General features: G+C 37.0%; 27 protein-coding genes and 1 pseudogene. 19 read left to right on the top strand and 9 right to left on the bottom strand.

Annotated elements, in window-relative coordinates:
- The 3 genes from AC1DKZ_RS14985 to AC1DKZ_RS14975 all read right to left on the bottom strand — a co-directional run.
- A partial coding sequence (locus AC1DKZ_RS14985; RefSeq protein ID WP_476996541.1) for an IS3 family transposase occupies positions 1-934 on the bottom strand: 934 nt, incomplete at its 3' end.
- Entirely contained in the window at positions 880-1,074 is a 195-nt protein-coding gene (locus tag AC1DKZ_RS14980; RefSeq protein ID WP_476996539.1) for a hypothetical protein, read from the bottom strand. The genes AC1DKZ_RS14980 and AC1DKZ_RS14985, both read right to left, overlap by 55 nt.
- A 151-nt stretch (positions 1,075-1,225) precedes the next feature.
- On the bottom strand, positions 1,226-1,471 hold the full coding sequence (locus AC1DKZ_RS14975) for a hypothetical protein (RefSeq protein WP_219303744.1): 246 nt from the start codon (positions 1,469-1,471) through the stop codon (positions 1,226-1,228).
- Between the two features lie 180 nt (positions 1,472-1,651).
- On the opposite strand from AC1DKZ_RS14975, the gene miaA reads away from it, so the two are divergent.
- Entirely contained in the window at positions 1,652-2,605 is a 954-nt protein-coding gene (gene miaA, locus AC1DKZ_RS14970; protein ID WP_002014696.1) for a tRNA (adenosine(37)-N6)-dimethylallyltransferase MiaA, read from the top strand.
- A 21-nt stretch (positions 2,606-2,626) separates the two neighbouring features.
- Positions 2,627-2,851: an RNA chaperone Hfq gene (gene hfq, locus AC1DKZ_RS14965; protein ID WP_000813896.1), complete on the top strand. Its 225-nt coding sequence runs from the start codon at positions 2,627-2,629 to the stop codon at positions 2,849-2,851.
- Between the two features lie 81 nt (positions 2,852-2,932).
- Here hfq and AC1DKZ_RS14960 read toward each other — a convergent pair.
- A pseudogene (locus AC1DKZ_RS14960) lies at positions 2,933-4,802 on the bottom strand (Gly-Xaa-Xaa repeat protein).
- A 117-nt stretch (positions 4,803-4,919) separates the two neighbouring features.
- On the bottom strand, positions 4,920-5,882 hold the full coding sequence (locus AC1DKZ_RS14955; protein WP_242310502.1) for a tyrosine-type recombinase/integrase: 963 nt from the start codon (positions 5,880-5,882) through the stop codon (positions 4,920-4,922).
- Positions 5,883-5,995: 113 nt separating this feature from the next.
- On the opposite strand from AC1DKZ_RS14955, the gene spoVK reads away from it, so the two are divergent.
- Positions 5,996-6,952 (top strand): stage V sporulation protein K, encoded by a 957-nt coding sequence (gene spoVK, locus AC1DKZ_RS14950; RefSeq protein ID WP_002014481.1) that lies wholly within the window; start codon positions 5,996-5,998, stop codon positions 6,950-6,952.
- A gap of 31 nt (positions 6,953-6,983) precedes the next feature.
- Here the strand turns inward: spoVK and AC1DKZ_RS14945 are convergent, their stop codons facing one another.
- Together AC1DKZ_RS14945 and AC1DKZ_RS14940 are read right to left on the bottom strand one after the other, a co-directional pair.
- A complete protein-coding gene (locus tag AC1DKZ_RS14945) occupies positions 6,984-7,121 on the bottom strand; it encodes a hypothetical protein (protein ID WP_431182471.1) in 138 nt (45 codons plus the stop codon).
- Between the two features lie 99 nt (positions 7,122-7,220).
- The gene (locus AC1DKZ_RS14940) at positions 7,221-7,844 is read right to left on the bottom strand and encodes a trimeric intracellular cation channel family protein (protein ID WP_002014478.1); all 624 of its coding nucleotides are present in this window, start codon (positions 7,842-7,844) and stop codon (positions 7,221-7,223) included.
- A gap of 92 nt (positions 7,845-7,936) precedes the next feature.
- Here AC1DKZ_RS14940 and hflX point away from each other — a divergent pair, with 92 nt between their 5' ends.
- The 7 genes from hflX (at position 7,937) to AC1DKZ_RS14905 (ending at position 14,375) form a co-directional block, all read left to right on the top strand.
- Positions 7,937-9,208 carry a GTPase HflX gene (gene hflX / locus AC1DKZ_RS14935; protein WP_476996538.1) on the top strand — a complete coding sequence of 424 codons (1,272 nt, stop codon included), beginning with the start codon at positions 7,937-7,939 and terminating at the stop codon, positions 9,206-9,208.
- Positions 9,201-10,472 carry a methionine gamma-lyase family protein gene (locus AC1DKZ_RS14930; protein WP_113936897.1) on the top strand — a complete coding sequence of 424 codons (1,272 nt, stop codon included), beginning with the start codon at positions 9,201-9,203 and terminating at the stop codon, positions 10,470-10,472. The genes hflX and AC1DKZ_RS14930 overlap by 8 nt, the downstream gene beginning before the upstream one ends.
- Positions 10,473-10,646: 174 nt before the next feature.
- Entirely contained in the window at positions 10,647-11,036 is a 390-nt protein-coding gene (gene glnR, locus AC1DKZ_RS14925; protein WP_002014475.1) for a transcriptional repressor GlnR, read from the top strand.
- A 48-nt stretch (positions 11,037-11,084) separates the two neighbouring features.
- Complete coding sequence (glnA, locus tag AC1DKZ_RS14920; protein ID WP_476996537.1) at positions 11,085-12,419, top strand: type I glutamate--ammonia ligase; 1,335 nt, start codon at positions 11,085-11,087, stop codon at positions 12,417-12,419.
- A 293-nt stretch (positions 12,420-12,712) separates the two neighbouring features.
- Positions 12,713-13,036, top strand: a complete 324-nt coding sequence (locus AC1DKZ_RS14915; RefSeq protein WP_002066545.1) for a PadR family transcriptional regulator — start codon at positions 12,713-12,715, stop codon at positions 13,034-13,036.
- Positions 13,029-13,571: a DUF1700 domain-containing protein gene (locus tag AC1DKZ_RS14910; protein WP_476996536.1), complete on the top strand. Its 543-nt coding sequence runs from the start codon at positions 13,029-13,031 to the stop codon at positions 13,569-13,571. Before AC1DKZ_RS14915 ends, AC1DKZ_RS14910 begins: the two co-directional genes overlap by 8 nt.
- The gene (locus tag AC1DKZ_RS14905; RefSeq protein WP_476996535.1) at positions 13,572-14,375 is read left to right on the top strand and encodes a DUF4097 family beta strand repeat-containing protein; all 804 of its coding nucleotides are present in this window, start codon (positions 13,572-13,574) and stop codon (positions 14,373-14,375) included.
- 103 nt (positions 14,376-14,478) lie between these two features.
- Here AC1DKZ_RS14905 and lexA read toward each other — a convergent pair whose 3' ends face one another.
- Positions 14,479-15,093, bottom strand: coding sequence for a transcriptional repressor LexA (gene lexA, locus AC1DKZ_RS14900; protein WP_002087894.1), 615 nt, complete (start codon positions 15,091-15,093; stop codon positions 14,479-14,481).
- 141 nt (positions 15,094-15,234) lie between these two features.
- On the opposite strand from lexA, the gene AC1DKZ_RS14895 reads away from it, so the two are divergent.
- Positions 15,235-15,891 (top strand): YneB family resolvase-like protein, encoded by a 657-nt coding sequence (locus tag AC1DKZ_RS14895; protein ID WP_002014433.1) that lies wholly within the window; start codon positions 15,235-15,237, stop codon positions 15,889-15,891.
- 45 nt (positions 15,892-15,936) lie between these two features.
- Complete coding sequence (locus AC1DKZ_RS14890) at positions 15,937-16,176, top strand: DUF896 domain-containing protein (RefSeq protein WP_060750839.1); 240 nt, start codon at positions 15,937-15,939, stop codon at positions 16,174-16,176.
- Between the two features lie 41 nt (positions 16,177-16,217).
- On the opposite strand, the gene AC1DKZ_RS14885 is transcribed toward AC1DKZ_RS14890, so the two are convergent.
- Entirely contained in the window at positions 16,218-17,801 is a 1,584-nt protein-coding gene (locus AC1DKZ_RS14885) for a bifunctional metallophosphatase/5'-nucleotidase (RefSeq protein WP_476996534.1), read from the bottom strand.
- Between the two features lie 185 nt (positions 17,802-17,986).
- Here AC1DKZ_RS14885 and AC1DKZ_RS14880 point away from each other — a divergent pair, with 185 nt between their 5' ends.
- The 7 genes from AC1DKZ_RS14880 (at position 17,987) to AC1DKZ_RS14850 (ending at position 24,587) form a co-directional block, all read left to right on the top strand.
- Positions 17,987-18,925 carry a phosphate/phosphite/phosphonate ABC transporter substrate-binding protein gene (locus AC1DKZ_RS14880; protein WP_002137777.1) on the top strand — a complete coding sequence of 313 codons (939 nt, stop codon included), beginning with the start codon at positions 17,987-17,989 and terminating at the stop codon, positions 18,923-18,925.
- 95 nt (positions 18,926-19,020) lie between these two features.
- On the top strand, positions 19,021-19,794 hold the full coding sequence (gene phnC, locus AC1DKZ_RS14875; RefSeq protein WP_002033479.1) for a phosphonate ABC transporter ATP-binding protein: 774 nt from the start codon (positions 19,021-19,023) through the stop codon (positions 19,792-19,794).
- Complete coding sequence (phnE, locus tag AC1DKZ_RS14870; RefSeq protein ID WP_002137773.1) at positions 19,791-20,585, top strand: phosphonate ABC transporter, permease protein PhnE; 795 nt, start codon at positions 19,791-19,793, stop codon at positions 20,583-20,585. Before phnC ends, phnE (AC1DKZ_RS14870) begins: the two co-directional genes overlap by 4 nt.
- Positions 20,585-21,388: a phosphonate ABC transporter, permease protein PhnE gene (gene phnE / locus AC1DKZ_RS14865; protein ID WP_002066554.1), complete on the top strand. Its 804-nt coding sequence runs from the start codon at positions 20,585-20,587 to the stop codon at positions 21,386-21,388. The genes phnE (AC1DKZ_RS14870) and phnE (AC1DKZ_RS14865) overlap by 1 nt, the downstream gene beginning before the upstream one ends.
- Positions 21,389-21,689: 301 nt before the next feature.
- Positions 21,690-23,690, top strand: coding sequence for a transketolase (gene tkt / locus AC1DKZ_RS14860; protein ID WP_476996533.1), 2,001 nt, complete (start codon positions 21,690-21,692; stop codon positions 23,688-23,690).
- Between the two features lie 156 nt (positions 23,691-23,846).
- Positions 23,847-24,287, top strand: coding sequence for a sporulation inhibitor of replication protein SirA (gene sirA, locus AC1DKZ_RS14855; protein WP_002014415.1), 441 nt, complete (start codon positions 23,847-23,849; stop codon positions 24,285-24,287).
- Positions 24,288-24,365: 78 nt separating this feature from the next.
- Entirely contained in the window at positions 24,366-24,587 is a 222-nt protein-coding gene (locus tag AC1DKZ_RS14850; RefSeq protein ID WP_001132292.1) for a YneF family protein, read from the top strand.
- Positions 24,588-24,631 lie beyond the last annotated feature (44 nt).

Here is a 24,631-nt window from a genome sequence, read left to right as displayed (position 1 = left end):
GATATTCGATCGGAGCCATCTTTTTTAATGTCCACTGATAACGATTATAATTATACTCCTCCATATAATCCTTTATGTTGAGCTCAAGGGATTCAAAGGTTTGACAATCTTTATAATCTAATTCATCTTTCATATGACCAAAAAAGGATTCCATTGGTGCATTGTCTAAACAATTGCCCCTACGGGACATAGATTGTCTGATCCCCATTTCTCTTACACGTTTCTGAAATTCAGGGTGTGTATAATGAATACCTTGGTCTGAATGTAGAAGYGCTTCAGGATGAATGACTTCTCCTAATCTCTCTTTCAAGTTATCTAATGTTTGATAGACGATATCCATTCGTAAAGAGGAAGAGACATGATAGGCTAAAATCTCTCGTGTTGCGCTGTCTTTTACACATGATAAATAAGCCTTCTTTCCTTTTCCATAAAATAAATAGGTAATATCCGTTAACATACTTTTTTCAGGCTCTTCTTGATTGAATTGGCGTTTTAAAAGGTTCGGACATGTTTTATGTTCTTGTGTCGCTTTTGCGATGTGTTTATAAGGATTCGCTCGGCGAATCTTTGTCACAAGGTTATATTTACGCATAATACGGTAAATACGCTTGAGATTCATACAAATTCCTTTTGTCTTTTCCAACACCATTTTGATAGAACGACCACCACATGTTTTCCCTTTTCGATTAAAAATTTCTTGGATCCATTCATAATCTGTTTCATCATTGCGTTCTTTTTCCAGCTGTTTATCTGTCTGATGAAGCCACGCATAGTATCCACTCCGACTTACCCCAGTCAGTGTGCAAAGGTAACGCACCATACGTGGGAATTGGAATCGACGTATGGTTTGTTCAATCAGTGTGTATGTTTCTCGTGGTGTTAACGCTTCTTCTGTAACGCCTGCCTTTCGAGTTCGTCTAACTTTTTTAGGAATGTCAATTCCGCTTCTAAAAACGCAATACGYGCTTCCGCTTTCTTTAATTTTTCATCAGAAGAGARGGRTTTTTCCGAAGGGCGTCCCGTGCTTCCTTTCCCGCGGCGTTTTTGAATTTCGTTAAAAATAATTTTACCCATTCTCCGTACCTCATTTCTATCGTTGGTTCCATTATAACGAGGTTTTTTGATAAAAATACACAAAAACCCCGAATCATGGGGCTTTTTTTAAGTGTCCATGATTCGGGGTACAGTTCAAAAATGTCTAAGCGGCCGCTTTTTTTTATAAGAATTATTGAAAAGGGTAAATTGTTTTACCTGTAATAATTTTATACGCGGTGCAAAATTGAGTTTGCATATACTCTGTATTTTTATTTTCTGGATGTAACGTTGTTTCTTGAATAGTAGAATGAAAGGAACGTAGTAAACAATTTAGTGCGAAGTATAATTCTTCCTGTGAACAATTTTGTTCTTTTATAGCAGTAGCTAAAATAAGGTCTTTTATTAATAATGGAAAATCGATAGTCGCTTGTTTCATAGTCATTGCACCCTCTCCGAGCTATTTTTTATCATGTATATGCAGAATTGGACAAGCTATGCTCTTTTTTTGTGTAATTTTATGTACTAGATTCAAAGAACTTGCAATCATGCCGTTAAAATTGGTAAGATTGGGTATAATCAATAGATGGAGTATATTACATAAAGAGAGTTGAATGATATGGGAGAAGTGCAACGTGAAAAAGTTGCTGTCATCATTGGGCCAACTGCTGTCGGAAAGACGAAATTAAGTATCGATCTTGCAAAAGCGTTGAATGGTGAGATTATTAGTGGTGATTCCATGCAAATTTATCGTACGATGGATATCGGGACTGCAAAGGTGACGATAGATGAGATGGACGGAATTCCGCATTATATGATTGATATAAAAGATCCGGAAGATTCATTTTCTGTGGCGGAATTTCAAGAACGTGTCCGTAAGTGCATTCGAGAAATTACAGAGCGCGGGAAATTACCAATTATTGTTGGTGGAACCGGTCTCTATATACAATCTGTTTTATTCGATTACCAGTTTACAGATGAGGCTGGGGATGCTACATACCGAGAACAGATGGAAAAGTTAGCATTAGAACACGGTGTGGAATATGTACATAAAAAGTTACAAGAAGTAGATCCAGAAAGTGCGGAGCGTATTCATGCCAATAATGTAAGGCGTGTTATTCGGGCGTTAGAAATTTTTCACACGACGGGTGAAAAAATGAGTAACCAGCTCGAAAAACAAGAAAATGAGTTACTGTACGATGTTTCATTAATTGGCTTGACAATGGATCGAGAAATGCTATACGATCGCATTAACTTACGTGTTAACCTAATGATTGAACAAGGTTTATTAGAAGAAGTAAAAGGTTTACATGAAAGAGGAGTGCGAGATTGTCAATCTATTCAAGCGATTGGTTATAAAGAGATATATGATTATTTTGAGAATCGTGTATCTTTAGAAGAAGCGGTATCACAATTAAAGACGAATTCACGCCGTTATGCAAAACGTCAATTAACGTGGTTCCGTAATAAGATGGATGTCGCGTGGTTCGATGTTACTGATGGTGAAAAAACGTCAGAAATTTTACGATACATAGAAGGAAAGCTACAACTAAAGTCGAATAATAGTAAGTAGAGAAAAAGAGGAGGATTCGACATGAAGCAATCAATCAATATTCAAGATCAGTTTTTAAATCAACTCCGTAAAGAGAATACGTTCGTTACGCTGTACTTATTAAATGGTTTCCAGCTTCGTGGATTAATTAAAGGATTTGATAATTTTACAGTCCTGCTGGAAACAGAAGGTAAGCAACAGCTTATTTATAAACATGCAATTTCTACATTTGTACCACAAAAAAATGTTTCAATTGAATTAGAGTAGTAATGAATTATTGTACATAACAAAAAAAGAGCGAGTTTCTCGCTCTTTTTTTTATTTGTCATAAACAATAAATGGTGAAATTTAAGCGATTCTAAATACAGTAAGTCGGATGTTAGTGTTGCCTGTTTCGGGAATTGTAATTTCGCTAAGGGTAGATTTGACAGAAATATTTGTGCTAGCTGCTAACGTTTCAATTGTAGTAAATGAAAGGGAGTCGCCTATTAGATTTGAAGAGAAGTTGTCAGTTGCGACTGCTCCATTTATTGAAATTCCTATTCCGAGCGGAGCACATCCTGGTGCAGTTGTAGAGATGGATACGCTAATTACATAAATACCAGCGTTGATAACAGTAACTGTATCTGTGCCGTTGAAGATAATATTGTTTGCGTTAAATACTGTATTAAAAATGAAGTTGTTAAATTGGAGTGCAGTTTGTTGAATGTTGTTTGTTACAACGATTGTTGCTACTGGGAAGCTAGGTCCAGTAGGTCCGGTAACTCCTATACCAGTAGCACCCGTTGGTCCTTGAAGACCTTGAGGTCCAGTAGCACCCGTGTTACCTTGAACGCCTTGAGGTCCAGTAGCACCCGTGTTACCTTGAACGCCTTGAGGTCCAGTAGCACCCGTGTTACCTTGAACGCCTTGAGGTCCAGTAGCACCCGTGTTACCTTGAAGACCTTGAGGTCCAGTAGCACCCGTGTTACCTTGAAGACCTTGAGGTCCGGTAGCACCCGTGTTACCTTGAGGTCCAGGAGGCCCACCAGAAGGTCCAGTAGGTCCGGTAACTCCGGTAACTCCTATACCAGTAGCACCCGTGTTACCTTGAAGACCTTGAGGTCCGGTAGCACCCGTGTTACCTTGAAGACCTTGAGGTCCAGTAGCACCCGTGTTACCTTGCGCACCTTGAGGTCCRGTAGCACCCGTGTTACCTTGARGWCCTTGAGGTCCAGTAGCACCCGTGTTACCTTGARGWCCTTGAGGTCCAGTAGCACCCTTGAGGTCCAGTAGCACCCGTGTTACCTTGCGCACCTTGAGGTCCAGTGGAACCGGTAGCACCTGTGTTACCTTGAACGCCTTGAGGTCCAGTGGAACCGGTAGCACCCGTGTTACCTCTAGGACCAGTGGAACCAGTAGCACCCGTGTTACCTTGAAGACCTTGAGGTCCAGTGGCACCTGTATTACCTTGAGCACCTTGAGGTCCAGTGGAACCGGTAGCACCCGTGTTACCTTGAAGACCTTGAGGTCCAGTGGCACCTGTATTACCTTGAGYACCTTGAGGTCCAGTGGAACCGGTAGCGCCCGTGTTACCTTGCGTACCTTGAGGTCCAGTAGCACCCGTGTTACCTTGTGTACCTTGAGGTCCAGTGGAGCCGGTAGCGCCCGTGTTACCTTGCGTACCTTGAGGTCCAGTAGCACCCGTGTTACCTTGAGGTCCAGTAGCACCCGTGTTACCTTGAGGTCCAGTAGGTCCAGTAGGTCCTCTGCCGAACGAAGCTGAATTAACTAGAGTAGTTTGTAACTCTGCAATTAATTTAAGGAGTTCTTGGAGTGTACAAGGATCAATTCGGAATAACTTTGTAATGTAAAGTAAATAATTAATTAAAATTTGAAGTTCAACAAATACAGCACTTGCTACGAAGGTTGGATTTTTTAATATAGTTATTAAGTTTTTAATGATGGCTAATCCTTGTGCTTTCAGAGCGGAAGTAGTGTCTAGTGAACAGATGAATTTGCTTAGTAGGTGCAATGTATCTATTAGATCCTCTATGTTTTTGGAAGATGGATTGGCGAAAAGTTTAGGGATTATTTTTATTAAATCGTTAATGATTGCGCGGAATGTTCTAATTTGCGCTTTAGTAATTGGAATCGTTGGGGTAGTTGGAATTCGTCCAGCGCTAGTTGGAAAGCATGGATTGGAGTATTTATTTTGATTGTCATTAAAGCGAGACATTAAATCTCTCCTTTCTAATAAGAATGTGAACGAAACTCATCATAGTAGATGCAGAGAGTAGTTAAATGGTCATAGTGAAATGGGTTCTTTCGAGAAAAAAATAAAAAAAACGCCTTATTATAGGGCGTTTTTTTTATTTTCAGCATACTGATAATACCGTTTTAGTGAAATTTTTGATTTGAAGCCAACTAATTTTATGATCTCTGGCTCTGGGGTTTGTTTTTTTATTAGGCGTAAAATAAATGTGTTCCGGAAATGTTGTCCAGAAATGCCTTTACGTAAATTCGCTCTTGCTACTTCAAGTCGGATCATTTTTTGAATAGCGATTTCTGTTAGTGCTTTTGGTGCGTCGTTTTCATATACCCATCTGTATGTTCCACGGTTAAAATCGAATGCAACAAACAACGGGTCATTACTATGGTATTTAGGGCGAACTGGTTCTGGAATACTTTTATAATATGTGTACAGTTGTTTTTTGTCTTCGATTGCTAATGTGATTGTTCTTTCTACTCCTGCGGTTGCTGGAATAGAAAGTGTATTAGTTTCAAAATGAACGTGATGCATAGTTAATGCTGTAAGCTCTTGTAAGGATAGTCCGTAGTCGATTAATATACTTAAAATTGCGATATTACGATCCATTAATAATGGACGAACGGGACGTTGTTTTTCTGAAAGTCCTTCTAATGAAGTGACTATATGCTTTAATCTTTTTTCCTCATCGTATGAAATGAAATCTTCATTGCGCAATGCACGGTTTGGCTGAATAGTAATTTCCATATCCTTTAATGGATTCGGAATGTTAAGAAAATGATGCATTCTATTTAATACAATAAATACACGATGCATTGTTTTCTCAGAGTAGTGTCGATTCTTTTTTAAGTCTGAAAAGTAATCTTCATAGTCTTTTGTACAAAGTGTTGCCCATATATTACTGGAAGGGAGCTTTTTGTTTTTTTCTAACCAATGTCCAAAATCTTCAATGTCATAAACATAACGTTTAATGGTTGAAGACTTTCGGCCTTTATTCAATAAAAAAATAGAAAAGGCTTGTATTGTATCATGGAATTCCGTTGTTTCCATAGTCCCACCACCTTGATTATTTCTTATATTATAGCAAACTTTTCTGAAAATAGGCATTTGCAAGAGGGACTGGAATAATAATATTTGGTGAGTGGATAAAATGAGGTGATTGTATGGAACAATCGATGCGTAAGAAAAATAACAATCAAATTAATATTGTATTAAACCATCGAAAGAAAATTTCGTTACCGGCATCAGAAAATAAAACGGTAATTTCAAGTGAAACCACTACTAAACATGAGATGTTGCAGAGAATTGAAGAAGAGATGGGAAAGCTTGTTGGGATGGATGAAATAAAAAAGATAATAAAAGAAATTTATGCTTGGATTTATGTAAATAAAAAAAGACAAGAGATGGGGTTGAAATCTGAGAAGCAAGTGCTTCACATGTTATTTAGGGGGAATCCCGGTACTGGGAAGACAACCGTTGCTAGAATGATAGGGAAATTGTTGTTTGAGATGAATATTTTATCGAAGGGGCATTTAGTTGAAGCGGAACGTGCTGATCTTGTGGGGGAGTATATCGGTCATACAGCGCAAAAGACGAGAGATTTAATAAAAAAGGCCATGGGAGGTATTTTGTTTATTGATGAGGCGTATTCTTTAGCGCGGGGGGGAGAGAAGGATTTTGGGAAGGAAGCTATTGATACACTTGTGAAGCATATGGAAGATAAGCAGCACGGTTTTGTATTAATTTTAGCTGGATATTCAAGAGAGATGAATCATTTTCTTTCATTAAATCCAGGGTTACAATCTCGTTTTCCGTTTATTATTGAATTTGCGGATTACTCGGTAAATCAGCTGTTGGAAATTGGAAAGAGAATGTATGAGGAGCGCGAATATCAGTTATCTAAAGAAGCGGAGTGGAAATTTCGAGATCATTTACATGCGGTAAAGTATTCGTCGCAAATTACATCGTTTAGTAATGGGCGATACGTACGGAATATTGTTGAAAAATCGATTCGTACACAAGCTATGCGATTGTTACAAGAGGATACGTATGATAAATATGATTTAATTGGGATATCAAGTATGGATTTAATGCTTGAAGAGGAGACGCACAGTACGTAAACTGTGCGTCTGTTTTTATGCATAAGTTCGTTTACTCTTTTTTTGCTTTTTCTTGGTAAGTTTTATGAAGACGTTCCATTTTAGCGCTCTTTTCGTGCGCTGAATTTGGATCATGTCCAAATTGGTTTACTGAGCTTTTTTGAGCTCCTTTATTAACATGGTTTGTCATTTGCATTCACCTCGCTTTAAAAATTAGTATAAACATTATGTAAAGAAAAACTCGTTAGAAAAGAAAAACCTCTTTACGATATGTAAAGAGGTTAGATTGCTATTTATGCATTGAGCGCTCCTTTGTATCGATGCGTCTATGCGGTAAATGCCATTTGTAATGAATAGAAACCATGCGGAAGCAAACAATTAAAATGAATAAGGTGTATAGAGCCCAATCGCTAACGATGACTTTAGCGCCAATCAAAAAACCGGCTAAGATCGTCCAAAACGCATATACATCAGCTCGAAGGACGAGAGGTTTTCTACGTGCTAAAAGATCACGAATAATACCGCCGCCAATGCCAGTTAAAACAGCAGCTACAATTGTAGCGCTAATTGGTAAATTTAATTTTTGGGCGTATAGAGCTCCTTGTACGGCGAACGCTGATAAGCCGATGGCATCTGTGATGTTTTCCCACTTTTTCCAATGCTTAATTAATTTATTAGGAAAAAGAAAAATGATCGTCATTGATAATAGTGCGATTTGGAATAACATGTCTTGTTGCCAAAACGCGACGATTGGATAACCGATTAATAAATTACGAAGGGCACCTCCCCCAAATGCGGTTGCCATTCCTAAAATATATACCCCGAAAATATCATAATCCTCTTCCATTGCAACAATGGCTCCGCTTAGTGCGAAAGCGATTGTGCCTATGATGCTAAAAATCTCCCATGCCATGAATTTTCTCCCCCGCTAACTAGATGAAATGTGCTTCCTCTGCTATTATATTAGAAGGTTTAAATTTCGAAAAGGATGAGTGAACATATTTGATGGAAGAAAAAGAAAAAATCATATTAGTTGGCTGTCAATTGCCACAAGATGATGATGAAAAATTTATGCATTCCATGAAAGAGCTTGCATCGCTAGCGAAAACTGCGCGAGCGGAAGTGTTAGTATCAACGACGCAAAAGCGCCCGAAGTTTCATCCGGCGACTTATATAGGAAAAGGTAAACTAGAAGAGCTTGCAGCGTTGACGGAAGAATTAGAACCAGCTGTTATTGTTTTTAATAATGAGTTAACACCAAGTCAAATTCGGAATTTATCTTCAGTATTAGATGCGAGAGTGATTGACCGAACGCAGTTAATACTAGATATTTTTGCGCAACGTGCGAAATCGAGAGAGGGTAAGCTTCAAGTAGAATTAGCTCAATTGCAATATACAATGCCGCGCCTTATGGGACAAGGTCTTGCTTTATCACGTCTTGGTGGTGGAATTGGTACAAGGGGACCAGGAGAGACGAAGCTTGAAACAGATCGTCGTCATATTCGATCTCGTATTGATGAAATAAAGAGACAACTTGCGGTTGTTGTGGAGCATCGAAAAAGATATCGTGAGAGAAGAAAAGATAATAAAGTGTTTCAAGTTGCGTTAATTGGGTATACAAATGCAGGGAAATCTACGTTGTTTAATAGATTAACGGAAGCTGATACGTTTGAAGAAAACTTATTGTTTGCAACGCTAGATCCGACGACAAGAAAGATGCCGTTACCTTCTGGTTATACAGTGCTTTTGACTGATACGGTTGGTTTTATACAAGATTTACCTACGTCACTAATTGCTGCTTTTCGATCTACGTTAGAAGAAGCTGGGGAAGCGGATGTTATTTTACATGTTGTTGATTCAGCAGATCCTAATTATGTAGGGCATGAGCAGACAGTAAAACAATTATTGTCGGACCTTGAAATTAATCATATTCCTATTATTACGTTATATAATAAAAAAGATAAATTGCATCAAAACTTCATTCCATTTCCGAAAAGTGATTTCTTAATGACTAGTGCTTTTGAAGAAAGTGATTTACTGCGTATAAAAGAAGCGATAGAAATGAAGATGAAGGAAGAAATGGATGATTATAAAGTGGAAATTCCTCCGAGTGAAGGTAGGTTGTTAACACTTTTAAAGACGGAAACGTTATTAACTAAAATGGATTTTCTAGAAGATAAATTTGTATATGATTGTACAGGGTATATATTTGCTCATTCATCGCTTAAGGGGCAATTAAAGAGATTTTTAGTGGAAGAAGGAGAAAATAATGTTTGATCGTTTGAAAAATGGAGAAAAAATTGCTCCAATCGTAAAAGAAGTAGAAAGTCAAATTACAGAAGTACATAAACATGTGGATGAAGTGATTGAGAGTAACCAATTTCGTGTATTAGAAAGTTTTCGTAAACATAAAATTAGCGATTCGCATTTTATTCCGACGACAGGTTATGGGTATGATGATATTGGTCGTGACACGTTAGAAAAAGTGTATGCTGATGTATTTGGGGCAGAAGCGGGTCTTGTTCGTCCGCAAATTATTTCAGGTACTCACGCAATTTCGACAGCTCTATTCGGTATTTTACGTCCAGGAGATGAACTACTATACATAACAGGAAAACCATATGATACGTTAGAAGAAATCGTTGGTGTACGCGGAAAAGGTGTAGGCTCATTTAAAGAATATAATATTGGTTATAACGCAGTTCCGTTAACTGAAGAGGGATTTGTGGACTTTGAATATGTTGCAGCTGCGATCCATAGTAATACGAAGATGATTGGTATTCAGCGTTCAAAAGGATATGCTACTCGTCCGTCGTTTACTGTTTCACAAATTAAAGAGATGATTGCGTTTGTGAAAGAGATTAAACCTGATGTTGTTGTATTTGTAGATAACTGCTATGGCGAATTTATTGAAGAAGAAGAGCCATGTCATGTTGGTGCGGACTTAATGGCAGGCTCTCTTATTAAGAATCCTGGCGGTGGAATTGTTAAAACTGGTGGTTACATTGTTGGTAAAGAGCAGTATGTTGAAGCGTGTGCATATCGTCTAACATCTCCAGGGATTGGTGCGGAAGCAGGGGCATCTTTATACAGTTTGCAAGAAATGTATCAAGGTTTCTTCTTAGCGCCGCATGTAGCGGGACAAGCGCTAAAAGGTGCGATTTTTACAGCTGCATTTTTAGAAAAGTTAGGGATGAATACATCACCAGCTTGGAATGCACCAAGAACGGATTTAATTCAGTCTGTTCAATTTGATGATAAAGATCGTATGATTGCGTTCTGTCAAGCGATTCAATATGCATCTCCAATTAATTCTCATTTCACTCCATATGCAAACTATATGCCGGGTTATGAAGATGATGTAATTATGGCTGCGGGGACGTTTATTCAAGGTGCAAGTATTGAGCTGTCGGCTGATGGTCCGATTCGTCCGCCTTATGTTGCTTACGTGCAAGGTGGGTTAACTTATTCGCATGTAAAGATTGCGATTTGTTCTGCGATTGATGCGTTAATTGAAAAAAAACTATTAACAATTTCTTAAAGGAAAGCTGTCGATTTCGGCAGCTTTTTTCGTGTGAAAGTAATGATTTGTGCCATTAGAAAAAAATGAAAAAATTTACAAAAAAAATCATGTAAGAAAAGCTAACATCTATTGACACTAAACATAACATGGTATAAAATGAGAAACAGTTAAGGCGAAGGAGGAACTGAAACAATGAAAGAAGATAGACGTTCTGCTCCGCTGTTTCCAATTGGTATTGTAATGGATTTAACACAATTATCTGCACGTCAAATTCGCTACTATGAAGAGCATAATCTTATTTTTCCAACCCGTACAAAAGGGAATCGTAGATTATTTTCATTTAACGATGTAGATAAATTGTTGGAAATTAAAGATTTGTTAGATCAAGGCTTAAATATGGCCGGAATTAAACAAGTATTGCAAATGAAAGAAAATCAAACAGAAGCAGTGAAAGTAAAAGAAGAAACGAAAGAAATTTCAAAATCCGAGCTTCGCAAAATTCTTCGAGATGAACTACAACATACAGGTAGATTTAATCGGACCTCATTGCGACAAGGTGACATTTCAAGGTTTTTTCACTAAAGATAACTGATTCTGAAGGTGTTTAGAGGGACTAAGGAGGAATTTATAATGGCTAGGTACACAAAAGAAGATATTTTCCGTTTGGCGAAAGAAGAGAATGTAAAGTATATCCGTCTGCAATTTACGGACCTTTTAGGGGTAATTAAAAACGTAGAAATTCCAGTGAGCCAATTAACAAAAGCTCTTGATAACAAAATGATGTTTGATGGATCTTCTATTGAAGGTTTCGTACGTATTGAAGAATCTGATATGTATTTATATCCGGATTTAGATACTTGGGTAATTTTCCCTTGGACAGCTGAAAAAGGTAAAGTAGCTCGTTTAATCTGTGATATTTACAATGCTGATGGTACTCCATTTGATGGCGACCCACGTAACAACTTAAAGCGTGTGTTAAAAGAAATGGAATCATTAGGATTCTCAGATTTCAATCTTGGACCAGAGCCAGAATTCTTCCTATTTAAAGTTGATGAAAAAGGAAATCCAACATTAGAATTAAACGATAACGGTGGATACTTCGACCTTGCGCCGATGGATCTAGGGGAAAACTGCCGTCGTGATATCGTTCTTGAACTTGAAGAAATGGGCTTTGAAATTGAAGCATCTCACCATGAGGTTGCGCCAGGTCAACATGAAATTGACTTTAAATATGCAAATGCAATTCGCTCATGTGATGACATTCAAACATTCAAGCTTGTTGTAAGAACGATTGCTCGTAAACATGGTTTACACGCAACATTTATGCCGAAACCATTATACGGTGTGAACGGTTCAGGTATGCACTGTAACTTATCACTATTTAAAAATGGTGAGAACGTATTCTTCGATCAAAACGGTGATTTACAATTAAGTGATGATGCTCGTCACTTCATCGCAGGTATTTTAAAACATGCGCCAGCATTTACAGCGGTAGCAAACCCAACTGTAAACTCTTACAAGCGTTTAGTACCTGGATATGAAGCTCCATGTTACGTAGCATGGTCTGCACAAAACCGTAGTCCATTAGTGCGTATCCCTGCATCTCGTGGTATTAGTACACGCGTAGAAGTACGTAGTGTTGACCCAGCTGCAAACCCATATTTAGTAATGGCTACATTATTAGCAGCAGGTCTTGACGGAATTAAAAACAAATTAACTCCGCCAGCTGCAGTAGATCGTAACATCTACGTAATGACAAAAGAAGAGCGCGAAGAAGCAGGTATCGTTGACTTACCAGCAACATTAGCGCAAGCGTTAGTTACTTTACAATCTAATGAAATCGTATGTGGCGCATTAGGTGATCATTTACTTGAGCACTTCATCGAAGCGAAAGAGATTGAGTGGGATATTTTCCGCACGCAAGTTCACCAATGGGAACGCGATCAATATATGTCTCTATACTAAGAGAGAAAAAAGCCTTGATACTACGGTATCAGGGCTTTTTTTATTTGTGGGCAAATATAAAGGCTTGTGAAATGAATTGGATGGGTGCCCGCAAAAAGTCATGTGGATTATTTAAAATGCGTGCTAGCTATGAATGGAAATGTGGAAGTTGAAATATGGTGTGGATGTATTTAATTCGAAAATTAAGTATTGAAAAATATAGTACCTTGCAATAAACAATACTAAGTGTTATATTGTGGATATAATAGGTACCGTGTATTGAATAGTACTAAAATGAGAAAGGGAGATTGTCCTTGAACGTTCAGTTTAAAAAAGGTGTGTTAGAACTGTGTGTATTGGCACTTGTAAAACGTAAGGATTGTTATGGATATGAACTTGTTCAGCAAATTTCTAATAAATTTTTAATATCGGAAGGTTCTGTATATCCGTTATTACGTCGTTTAACGAAAGAGGGATATTTTCAAACGTATTTAAAAGAATCCACGGAAGGACCGCCCCGTAAATATTATCAACTAACAGAGCAAGGAGAGATGCAACTTACTTTATTAGTAACAGAGTGGCGTGATTTTGCTAAAGGTGTTCAAGAAATTATTGAAGGGGTGGAATGGGATGAGTAAAGAACGGTTTCTTAAAGAATTATCAAGTCATCTTAGAAAGTTACCAGAAGAAGAGCGACAAGATATTTTATTTGATTATGAAGAGCACTTTCAGTTTGGGATGGAAGAGGGGAAAACTGAATCAGAAATAATAAAGGGACTTGGCTTTCCGAAAGTAATTGCGAAAGACTTGCTTGCTTTGTATCGCTTTGATGAGATGAAAAAGGATCCATCGACTTCGAATATAACAAGAGCTGTCATGGCAGCGGTTGGACTTAGTTTGTTTAATTTTATTATTGTGTTAGGCCCGTTAGTTGCAATTATAGCTTTTATATTTTCCTTTTGGGTCGGTGGGATTGCTAGTGTAGTGACACTATTTTTCGTTATTGTAAAAGTATTTATGGGCACTTTTATATGGTTGGATCTTTTCGTTAGTATAACGTTTGTCGGAGTAGGTTTGTTGTTATGTATTGTAGCTTATTATAGTACGAAGTGGTTTAAAAGATTATGTGTACGCTATGTAGTCTGGAACTTCAAAATGATAAAAGGGGAGTAGATGATGAAAAAGATATTATTAGTAGCTATCGCTTGTATCATTATTGGAGTAATAGGGATTTCACAAACATATGAAAAAGCAGTACAAACTGCAGAAAAAGGAGATAAAGAGGACGTAATTAAAAACGAAACGCTAAAAAATGTAGAAGTTAAGTTAGATGCGGGAGATATTGTTGTCCAAAAATCTCCTGATTCCTCTTTTTATGTAAAGCAAAAAGGAGACGTAAGTAAACAGGAGATTCGTATTGCTGAAGATGGTGATACATTAAAAATCATAGGGGAAATAGAAAAAGGTGTTTCATTTGATTTTTCATTTTACAATTTCGGATTTCAAACGCCTACATTGACTATATTAGTACCTGAACGTTCTTATCAAGAGATAAAAGTAAATTCATCCGCTGGACAAATAGAAATAAGTAATGTGAAAAGTGACCGCGTAAGTGTTGAAACACTCGCCGGAGAAGTGGATTTGAAATATGTAACAGCAAAGAGTGTGGAGGGGTCTACAAAAGCTGGTGAGGTGAATTTTAAAAAAGTAACAGGGAAAGTAACAGCAAAAACGGCTAGTGGGGATATAGATATTATTGATCATGATTCTAAATATGATTTAGAGGTAAGTTCAACTGCTGGAGATGTAGATATTACTTTATTGGAAAAACCACAAGATGCAGTTATAACTGGGCAAACTGCTGCTGGAGACGTGACAATTTTTAATGAAGACAATAAAAATATAACGATTGGTAATGGTAGTAAAAAGATTAGCGGTAAAACCGCTGCTGGAGATGTTACTATTGAAACGCGTTAATAATTAATGAAACGCATTCTTTTGAATGAACGGAAATCTATCAAAATATAAAAAGAAGATAATTACCTATATAAATAAGGGAATTATCTTCTTTTTATTATTTTTAATGTAAATCACGATATACGCCAATTACTTTTCCAATAACTGACACTTGTTTTAAAATAATAGGTTCTAGTGAAGAGTTTTCCGGTTGTAGACGGAAATGATCTTTTTCTTTATAGAAACGTTTAACAGTTGCTTCGTTATCTTCTGTTAAAGCAACTACAATTTCACCGTTGTATGCAGACTGTTGTTGGCGAACAACAACTAAATCACCATCAAAGATACCGGCTTCAATCATGCTATCTCCAGAAATGCGTAACATAAACACTTGATCTGCTCCAGCAACGATACTAGCTGGAAGTGGGAAGTGATCTTCTACACTTTCGACTGCTGTAATCGGTAAACCGGCAGTAACTTTTCCGATGATTGGAACTTGAATAACAGATTGTGTTTCCGTTCGGTTGTCACCTAAAATTTCAATTGCGCGTGGTTTTGTTGGATCGCGTCGAATATATCCCTTTTCCTCTAGTCGTGATAAATGTCCGTGCACTGTAGAACTAGAAGCAAGGCCGACTGCTTGACCGATTTCACGTACGGAAGGCGGATATCCTTTTTCTTGTACTTTTAGCTTAATAAAGTCGAGAATGTCTTGCTGGCGTTTCGTTAACTTTTCCATGTTTTCTAACACCTCGTTTTCTTTCATTTTTCTTATTATTAAGTATAACATGCGAAAAAACATTCTACAAACATAAGTTCGAACGAAAGGCAAATTTATGATACACTATAAGGAAAATATAGTGAGAAAGAAGGGTTCAAAATGAATGCAATTATTTATGCACGTGTGAGCACAACAAAAGAAGAACAGGAAACATCATTATTGCGTCAAAAAGATGAATTATTGCATTTAGCTGAGCGCTATCAAATGGATGTTACAAAGGTAATTGAGGAGCAGGCTAGCGGTTATACAATTGAACGTGATGGCATATTAGAAGTGCTAGATACAATTCGAGATGAACAAGTTGATGTACTACTTATACAAGATGAAACGCGTCTTGGTAGAGGAAATGCAAAGATTGCATTAATGCATTGTTTACATAAAGAGGGGATAAAAGTTTATACGCACACGCATAGTGGTGAATTACAGCTTTCAGATTCTGATTCGATGGTGCTAAATATAATTGGGATCGTTGAAGAGTATCAAAGAAAGATCCACAATTTAAAAATTAAACGTGGCATGCAAAGAGCAGTGGAGAAAGGATTTCGTCCAGAAAATAATTTGAAAAATCGTCATTTAAGCGTAGGACGTGAGAAAAAAGAAGTGCCAATTGAGGAAATTGTACGTTTGCGCCGGAATGAATTAACTTTTGAAGAAATTGCAGCAACACTTCGTGGTTTTGGTCATGATGTTTCAAAAGCAACTGTACATCGAAGGTATGTAGAATATACAAAGCAATTGCTTGATAAAGAGGAATAACTATTGTATGATAATAATCAGTTTTGAGTAGAAGGGGGATTCGAGATGCCAAGTCAAGAACTCATTGAACGCATTAACTTCTTAGCGAAAAAAGCAAAAGCTGAAGGCTTAACTGAAGAAGAACAACGTGAGCGCCAATCGCTTCGTGAACAATATTTAAAAGGATTTCGTCAAAATATGTTAAACGAATTAAAAGGAATTAAAGTCGTTAACGAAGAAGGAACGGACGTTACACCGGCGGAATTAAAAGCTTTAAAAAAGCAGGATAATGCAAAATTAAATTAAAAGATGGGCATAGCCCATCTTTTTTTTATTTGTTAAAATTGTTATTTAATAACTTTCCAGTTTTCATTTTTCGTTGCTTCTATCCTTTTATGCTTCAATATATAGTTAGCGATAAGTTCAGACATATCTGTTGGTATGTCTTTTACTACTGGTTTATTTTGAAACATAAAGAAGTTCCCGCCACCGCTTGCACGATAATTATTCATAACAACGTCATATTCTTCATTCATATTAAGAGGAGCGCCTTTATACTGCAAAGACTCTACTCTCTCTCCAATTGGTTTTGAAATGTTTAATACATACGAAATCCCTTCCCACATATCGTAATTAAAGTGTTGTGGTTTTGGCTCTATATAGGCAGGGTTTACGATGATGGTTCCATCTGCTTTTAATGTGAAATAAGAAGCAGAGAGTTCGAGAGCATCTTTTATATCCGCTCCGGTTATTCTAATTACTTTTAATGTATTTGGATAAATATAATTAGAAACGATGTCACGCATTGTTACATGTTTCGGGAAACCAGGAGATGTATTATGAAACAAACTTGTACAAGAAATTGAAACATTAGCTATATCCATCTGTATTTTATTTATGAATTCAATAAAAGGATGGTCTTGCAAACGTGTTTGCATAGCATCGGAAATTTGCATATCCCCATAAATTATTCCAATAGGTTTATCAAGCCAATTTTGTGTTTTCTCTTCATAATTGGCAACCAAGGAAAGAACATCTTGGTCTGCCGCAATTCCTTGTACGGGCAATAACTCTGAATAACTCTCTTTTTTCACCCATTTTTGTTCTGCTTTTTCGAATGTTACTGTTACTTTTCCAACTGAGTGTCCATTGCATCCGGTCTGTAAAATTGTTACACCATTAATCACGGTGTGAGCGATTTCTCGGTGTTGGTGGCCTGTTAGTAAAATATCTATGCCTTCAATTTCATGGCACATTGCATATCCTTGGTTTTCACCTGTTAAAACTTCAGTCGGTACTCCGGTTTGTAAATCACGTTCAAATCCCCCGTGATAGGCTACGACTAGTAAATCTGGTTTTTCATGTTTACGGATGTAAGAAACCCATTTTTTTGTTGTTTCAAATGCATCTTCAAATTGTAAATCTTTAATATGATGTGCTTGTTCCCAATGGGGGATGTAATGCGTTGTCACCCCTAAAATAGCAATTTTTATATTTGATTCAATATGTTTTATTATATATGGTTTCCCGAAATAAGGTTCTTTTCTGTTTTTATCTAAAATGTTTGCTGATAGATAAGGGGAATTTGCAGTAGCCACAGCATTATTTAATATATCCATTCCATAATTAAATTCATGATTTCCGATAATTGCAATGTCATACTCTAAGTAGTTGGCTAATAAGGACATTGGGTTTTCCATATCTTTTTCGTATGTAGCGTAATGATAAGTAAATGGTGTTCCTTGAATGAAGTCCCCGTTATCAATCAGAAGAACGTTTGCATTTTGAGAACGTTCTTTTTTTATGAGAGTAGAAATTTTAGCTAAACCAATTTCTGCTTTGGAGTTATCTTGGTAGTGAATTGGATACACAGTACCATGTACATCGCTTGTTAATAAAATATTTAAAGTTACAATTTGATTTTGATTCAACACCATTCACCTTTTCTATAGTTATCTTTCAATTAATCATATCAAATATATGAAAAGAATTTTAATGTGAATGTATAGAATGTGTAAAGATTCTGTAAATAAGCAATTATTTGTAAAAATATGTGATATATTTCTTCATGTTTATGGAAGGTTATTTTATAACAACGAAAAATGGAGGCATTAACATGTTGAAAAAAGTTTTTGCAATGAGCACAACAGTTGTACTAGCAGCGGGATTATTAAGTGGATGTGGAACGAAGGAATCAAGTGCAAGTAAAAATGAAGATACGAAAAAAGGTTATGTACCGAAGACGCTAAATGTTCAATTTGTTCCTTCTCAAAATGCAGATACGTTAGAGGCGAAGGCAAAACCATTGGAAAAGCTATTAAGTGATAAATTAAACATTCCGGTAAAAGTTAGTATTTCAACGAATTACAATACAATTGTAGAAGCGATGGCATCTAAGCAAGTAGATGTAGGCTTTTTACCTCCAACAGCGTATGTGTTAGCGCATGAGAAAAAGGCTGCAAACGTAATTTTACAGGCGCAACGTTTTGGGGTAGATGATGAAACTGGAGCTCCCACAAAGGATTTAGTAGATGTTTATAAATCAGAGTTTGTTGTTAAGAAAGATTCTAATATTAATAGTGTAAAAGATTTAAAAGGTAAAAAAATTGGCTATCAAGATGTAACATCATCAGCGGGTTATGTATGGCCTGCGGCTGTATTGTTAAAAGAGGGAATCGATCCGCTAAAGGATGTGAAACCTGTTACATTAAAAGGTCATGATCAGTCACTTATTGCTCTTTTAAATGGTGATGTAGATGCAGCTGTTGTATTCCAAGATGCTCGTAATATTGTAAAAAAAGATTATCCGAATATATTCGATCAAACGAAAATAGTAAAATTTACGGAGAAAATTCCAAACGATACGATTTCTGTACGTTCTGATTTAGATGCAGAGTGGAGCAAGAAATTACAGGATGCTTTCATTGAAATAGGAAAGAATGAGGAAGGGCACAAAATCATTAAAGAAGTATACTCACATGAAGGATACGTTAAATCTGATGATAGTAAATTTGATATCGTTCGTGAATATGGAAAGAAAGTGAAAACGCAATAATACATATGGAAATGGCGACTAACTGGAAAGTGTGTGATTTCAGTTAGTTTGCCGTTTTTCAGTTATTGATAATACATAGAAGGTAGGTAAGATGTGTGATAGAGTTTCGAAATGTTTCCAAAGTGTATCCGAATGGTACAAAAGGATTGAATAATATAAACTTGAAAATTCAAAAAGGTGAGTTTGTTGTAATGGTCGGGCTATCCGGTGCTGGAAAATCAACACTTCTTAGATCGGTAAATCGCCTTCATGAAATCACAGAAGGAGAAATCATTATTGAAGGGGAGTCTATTACTGCTGCAAAAGGAAAAGGATTACGACGCATGCGCCGAGATATTGGTATGATTTTTCAAAGCTTTAACCTTGTGAAGCGATCAACGGTACTGAAGAATGTATTAGCTGGGCGGGTTGGATATCATTCTACATTGCGTACAACGTTAGGTCTGTTTCCGAAAGAGGATGTGGAGCTTGCATTCCAGGCGCTGAATAGAGTGAATATCTCAGAAAAAGCATATGCACGAGCTGATGAATTATCAGGGGGACAACAGCAACGTGTATCAATTGCTAGAGCATTGGCACAAGAAGCGAAAATCATATTGGCAGATGAGCCTGTTGCTTCGTTAGATCCTCTGACAACAAAGCAAGTAATGGATGATTTGAAGAAAATTAATGAAGATTTTGGAATTACGACAATTGTAAACTTACATTCTATTGATTTAGCGAGGCAATATGCTACTCGTATTATTGGATTACATGCTGGTGAAATTGTTTTTGATGGATTAGTAGAAGAGGCAACGGATGAAAAATTCGCTGAAATTTATGGGGACGTAGCTCAGAAAAGCGCATTATTAGAGGTGGCAGCTAAATGAATGAAGTGACGATATATTCGAAATCGATACCGAAGCCGCCGAGTAAATTGAAACATATGTTAACGGTTATTTTAGTTATTTTACTGTTGTGGGGTAGTAGTGTACAGGTCGACGCATCATTTTCAAAACTAGTAGTTGGTTTTCCGAATATGATGGATTTATTGAAGGAAATGGTGCCACCAGATTGGAGTTATTTTCAAATTATTACAACAGCAATGTTAGATACAATACGTATGGCGATTATTGGAACGACTTTAGGGGCGATTTTAGCCATTCCACTTGCACTATTTGCGGCAAGTAACGTATTTACTAGTGTATTTTTGTACAGTCCAGCTCGATTGATTTTAAATTTTATACGAACAATACCAGATTTATTATTAGCGGCTATTTTTGTAGCGATTTTTGGAATAGGACCACTTCCAGGTATTTTGGCTCTTACTTGTTTCTCCGTTGGACTCGTAGCGAAATTATTGTATGAGTCAATTGAATCAATTGATCCAGGTCCATTAGAAGCGATGACAGCTGTAGGAGCGAATAAGGTGCAATGGATAGTTTATGGGGTCATTCCGCAAGTGAAAGCGCACTTCGTCTCCTATGTACTTTATACATTTGAGGTGAATGTACGTGCAGCAGCTGTTCTAGGTTTAGTAGGAGCAGGTGGGATTGGATTATATTATGATCGTACACTTGGATTTTTACAATATCAACAAACTGCTTCTATTATTATTTATACCCTTGTTGTTGTATTGCTAATTGATTATATAAGTACAGCGTTGCGTGGGAAATTATAATGAGTAAAACGACAATAATCGTACCAAAACCGAAGAAACCGAGTATATATCGCTGGATTATTTTTATAGCACTTACAGTTATATATGTATGGGCCTTTTCAGGAGTCCCGTTAGAGGGAATAAAGAATACGGCGGGAGAAATTACAAAAGCAATTATGACAGGCGTATTGAACCCAGATTGGTCGTATGTATCTTTGCCAGATGGTGAAGATTTATTACACGGTTTAATTGATACGTTGGCAATTGCGATATTAGGTACATTTATTTCTGCTTTTTTATCTGTTCCATTTGCTTTTTGGGCGGCAACGAATATGAGTAGTGGAAAATTAACTTCAGGAACTGGGAAATTTGTACTTAGTTTTGTTCGTACATTTCCTGAATTAGTTATGGCTCTTTTATTTATAAAAGCTGTTGGTCCAGGCTCTTTTGCCGGAGTTCTAGCTTTAGGGTTACACTCTATCGGAATGTTAGGGAAACTATATTCGGAAGGAATTGAAAATATAGATAAGGGACCGACGGAAGCGTTAATAGCAACGGGTGCAAATCGGTTTCAAATACTTTGGTATGCCGTATTACCACAAGTGTTACCGGATTTTCTATCGTATACGTTATACAGGTTTGAAATTAATGTACGATCCGCTGCGATTTTAGGTGTTATTGGAGCAGGTGGTATTGGTACGCCATTAATTTTTGCACTTAGTTCACGTAATTGGTCTCGTGTGGGAATTATTTTATTAGGTATCATTTTAATGGTAATTATAATTGATTTTATTTCAAGTTCTATTCGTAAGCGGATTATTTAATTTGTTTTAAAAGCATCTAATTCAGATGCTTTTTTGTATTTTTAAAGGTTATCAAAAGGGAGATATATCAGAAATTAGTATATTTGTATAAATATACAGATAATTATATTTATTTTTAAAATAAAAACAATTAAAAAGTATGTCATATTGAATGCCCATACATTCCCTGAATCACTGTGTTTTTTATGAAAAATCAAAAAAACATCAACATATTTGTCGATACATGTTGTATAATCTTGCGTGGGAAGCTATCATATAAATGTATAAAACGTTTACTAACATACGCGAAGGGAAGAATAGCATGTCACATTCAATCGAACAACTTTCTATCAACACGATTCGCACATTATCCATTGATGCGATTGAAAAAGCAAACTCTGGTCACCCAGGAATGCCAATGGGTGCAGCACCAATGGCTTATACATTATGGACTCAATTTATGAAACACAATCCAAATAACCCAACGTGGTTTAACCGCGATCGTTTCGTATTATCTGCAGGTCATGGCTCAATGTTACTATACAGTCTACTTCATCTATCTGGTTATGACTTAACAATGGATGATTTAAAGAACTTCCGTCAATGGGGAAGCAAAACTCCAGGACATCCTGAGTATGGTCACACAGCAGGTGTAGACTCAACAACTGGTCCACTTGGACAAGGTATTGCAACTGCTGTAGGTATGGCAATGGCTGAAAGACATTTAGCGGCTAAATACAACCGTGATGCGTATAATGTAGTAGACCATCATACATACGCTATTTGTGGTGATGGAGATTTAATGGAAGGCGTTTCTGCTGAAGCATCTTCATTAGCTGCTCATTTACAATTAGGTCGTCTTGTTGTACTTTACGATTCAAACGATATTTCATTAGATGGCGATTTAAATCGTTCATTCTCTGAAAGTGTAGAAGATCGTTACAAAGCATACGGATGGCAAGTAATCCGTGTTGAGGATGGAAATGATATTGAAGCAATCGCAAAAGCAATTGAAGAAGCGAAAGCTGACGAAAAACGCCCAACGCTAATTGAAGTAAGAACGACAATTGGTTTCGGTTCTCCAAACAAATCAGGAAAATCAGCTTCACATGGTTCTCCACTTGGTGTAGACGAAACAAAATTAACGAAAGAAGCATACGCTTGGACTGCTGAACAAGACTTCCATGTAGCAGAAGAAGTATATGACAACTTCCGTAAAACAGTACAAGATGTTGGTGAAACGACGCAAGCTGCGTGGAACACGATGCTCGGTGAATATGCACAAGCATATCCAGAATTAGCAAACGAACTGCAAGCAGCAATGAACGGTCTTCTTCCAGAAGGTTGGGAACAAAGCTTACCAACTTATGAATTAGGATCAAAAGCAGCAACACGTAATTCTTCAGGTGCTGTAATTAATGCAATTGCAGAGTCTGTACCATCATTCTTCGGTGGATCTGCTGACCTTGCTGGTTCTAACAAAACATACATGAATAACGAAAAAGACTTTACAAGAGCTGATTACAGCGGAAAAAACATTTGGTACGGTGTACGTGAGTTCGCAATGGGTGCAGCAATGAACGGTATCGCACTTCATGGCGGTTTAAAAACTTACGGTGGTACGTTCTTCGTATTCTCTGACTACTTACGTCCAGCAATTCGTCTTGCAGCATTAATGCAATTGCCTGTAACGTATGTATTTACACATGACAGTATTGCTGTTGGTGAAGATGGTCCAACACATGAACCAGTTGAGCAATTAGCAGCGCTTCGTGCAATGCCAAATGTATCTGTTATTCGTCCAGCAGACGGTAACGAATCAGTTGCAGCTTGGAGACTAGCTCTAGAATCTACAAAAACACCAACTGCATTAGTGTTAACTCGTCAAGATCTTCCAACATTAGAAGGTGCAAAAGACGATACTTATGAAAAAGTAGCAAAAGGTGCATATGTAGTTTCTGCAAGCAAGAAAGAAACTTCTGATGTAATCTTAATTGCAACTGGATCTGAAGTAAGCTTAGCAATCGAAGCGCAAAAAGCTCTAGCAGCAGACGGCGTTGATGCAGCTGTTGTTAGCATGCCATCTATGGATCGCTTCGAAGCTCAAACTGCTGAGTACAAAGAATCTGTACTATCAAAAGCAGTAACGAAACGTTTCGCAATTGAAATGGGTGCTACATTCGGATGGCACCGTTACGTAGGCCTTGATGGAGATGTACTAGGTATCGACACATTCGGTGCTTCTGCTCCTGGTGAGAAGATTATGGAAGAGTATGGATTTACTGTAGAGAACGTTGTTCGTAAAGTAAAAGAAATGCTTTAATGATTTTAGAAAAATCTCTCCAGCATGGGGAGATTTTTCTATGTAATTGAGTTTTTTCGACAGGAAAAGTTTTTTCTCTCTCCGTAGTCAGACAACCATTGCAAATCTTCTCTTATATAATGTAGGGAAAAGGTTGTCCAGATCGGGAGGGGAAAAATGAAAACGTATGAATTGTATTTAATTCAAGAGGATATTGCGAAAGCTTACTTTGGTCGTGAATATTTGTTTTTTGATTTATTTGCTCGATTTTCAGAATCTGGGTTCCTTTCGGAGAAGAAAGTATTATATAAACAAATGACGTATATTACGATGCCGTTACAAGTAATGAAAATTCATCATAAATTAGAACAAGCTTTGCGTGTTCTTGGTAAATATGAAAGAACAAATCATACTCATACGCTTTATACAGGAGCCGAATACGGAGAAATAATGGTGAAACCACAATATATTCGAATAAATACTTCTGGAAATGTATCCATGGAAACAACTTTCTTTGAGGTGCTTAGAAAGTGTGAGTTAACATTTTTAGCGATGGATTATGAAAATAAAAAGTACGGTTGGTTAAATCCTCTCAAACAAGTACGAACATATGTGTAAAAAATGTCGAATAGTATCTTGTCTTATTGAAAAGGTTTTAGTACACTGTAAGGTAGACAACATGAAGGAGGAAAAGATATGCCAATGTGGTTAGGTATTCTAGTGGGCGTAGTAGCACTAGTAGCAGGCGTGGCGTTAGGATTTTTCATTGCCCGCAAATACATGATGAATTACTTACAAAAAAATCCACCAATTAACGAACAAATGTTAAAAATGATGATGATGCAAATGGGACAAAAACCTTCCCAAAAGAAAATCAATCAAATGATGAGCGCGATGAACAAGCAACAAACAAAATAAGCGCCAAAGGGCACTCTTACCGAGTGCCCTTTTCTTTTGGTTAT

This window comes from Bacillus sp. 05T21 (genome assembly GCF_056396785.1).
Note: the sequence above shows the minus strand (reverse complement) of the source record. Positions and strands in the feature narration are given on the sequence as shown.

What these genes read in the sequence shown, in the direction of transcription:
- tkt (WP_476996533.1), top strand. Translation starts at nt 21,690, where the DNA reads ATGTCACATTCAATCGAACAACTTTCTATCAACACGATTCGCACATTA.
- AC1DKZ_RS14910 (WP_476996536.1), top strand. Translation starts at nt 13,029, where the DNA reads ATGAGTAAAGAACGGTTTCTTAAAGAATTATCAAGTCATCTTAGAAAG.
- AC1DKZ_RS14890 (WP_060750839.1), top strand. Translation starts at nt 15,937, where the DNA reads ATGCCAAGTCAAGAACTCATTGAACGCATTAACTTCTTAGCGAAAAAA.
- hflX (WP_476996538.1), top strand. Translation starts at nt 7,937, where the DNA reads ATGGAAGAAAAAGAAAAAATCATATTAGTTGGCTGTCAATTGCCACAA.
- sirA (WP_002014415.1), top strand. Translation starts at nt 23,847, where the DNA reads ATGAAAACGTATGAATTGTATTTAATTCAAGAGGATATTGCGAAAGCT.
- AC1DKZ_RS14940 (WP_002014478.1), bottom strand. Translation starts at nt 7,844, where the DNA reads ATGGCATGGGAGATTTTTAGCATCATAGGCACAATCGCTTTCGCACTA.
- phnE (WP_002137773.1), top strand. Translation starts at nt 19,791, where the DNA reads ATGAATGAAGTGACGATATATTCGAAATCGATACCGAAGCCGCCGAGT.
- AC1DKZ_RS14930 (WP_113936897.1), top strand. Translation starts at nt 9,201, where the DNA reads ATGTTTGATCGTTTGAAAAATGGAGAAAAAATTGCTCCAATCGTAAAA.
- glnA (WP_476996537.1), top strand. Translation starts at nt 11,085, where the DNA reads ATGGCTAGGTACACAAAAGAAGATATTTTCCGTTTGGCGAAAGAAGAG.
- hfq (WP_000813896.1), top strand. Translation starts at nt 2,627, where the DNA reads ATGAAGCAATCAATCAATATTCAAGATCAGTTTTTAAATCAACTCCGT.
- phnE (WP_002066554.1), top strand. Translation starts at nt 20,585, where the DNA reads ATGAGTAAAACGACAATAATCGTACCAAAACCGAAGAAACCGAGTATA.
- AC1DKZ_RS14975 (WP_219303744.1), bottom strand. Translation starts at nt 1,471, where the DNA reads ATGAAACAAGCGACTATCGATTTTCCATTATTAATAAAAGACCTTATT.
- AC1DKZ_RS14905 (WP_476996535.1), top strand. Translation starts at nt 13,572, where the DNA reads ATGATGAAAAAGATATTATTAGTAGCTATCGCTTGTATCATTATTGGA.
- AC1DKZ_RS14945 (WP_431182471.1), bottom strand. Translation starts at nt 7,121, where the DNA reads ATGACAAACCATGTTAATAAAGGAGCTCAAAAAAGCTCAGTAAACCAA.
- lexA (WP_002087894.1), bottom strand. Translation starts at nt 15,093, where the DNA reads ATGGAAAAGTTAACGAAACGCCAGCAAGACATTCTCGACTTTATTAAG.
- AC1DKZ_RS14850 (WP_001132292.1), top strand. Translation starts at nt 24,366, where the DNA reads ATGCCAATGTGGTTAGGTATTCTAGTGGGCGTAGTAGCACTAGTAGCA.
- spoVK (WP_002014481.1), top strand. Translation starts at nt 5,996, where the DNA reads ATGGAACAATCGATGCGTAAGAAAAATAACAATCAAATTAATATTGTA.
- AC1DKZ_RS14955 (WP_242310502.1), bottom strand. Translation starts at nt 5,882, where the DNA reads ATGGAAACAACGGAATTCCATGATACAATACAAGCCTTTTCTATTTTT.
- AC1DKZ_RS14880 (WP_002137777.1), top strand. Translation starts at nt 17,987, where the DNA reads ATGTTGAAAAAAGTTTTTGCAATGAGCACAACAGTTGTACTAGCAGCG.
- glnR (WP_002014475.1), top strand. Translation starts at nt 10,647, where the DNA reads ATGAAAGAAGATAGACGTTCTGCTCCGCTGTTTCCAATTGGTATTGTA.
- AC1DKZ_RS14895 (WP_002014433.1), top strand. Translation starts at nt 15,235, where the DNA reads ATGAATGCAATTATTTATGCACGTGTGAGCACAACAAAAGAAGAACAG.
- miaA (WP_002014696.1), top strand. Translation starts at nt 1,652, where the DNA reads ATGGGAGAAGTGCAACGTGAAAAAGTTGCTGTCATCATTGGGCCAACT.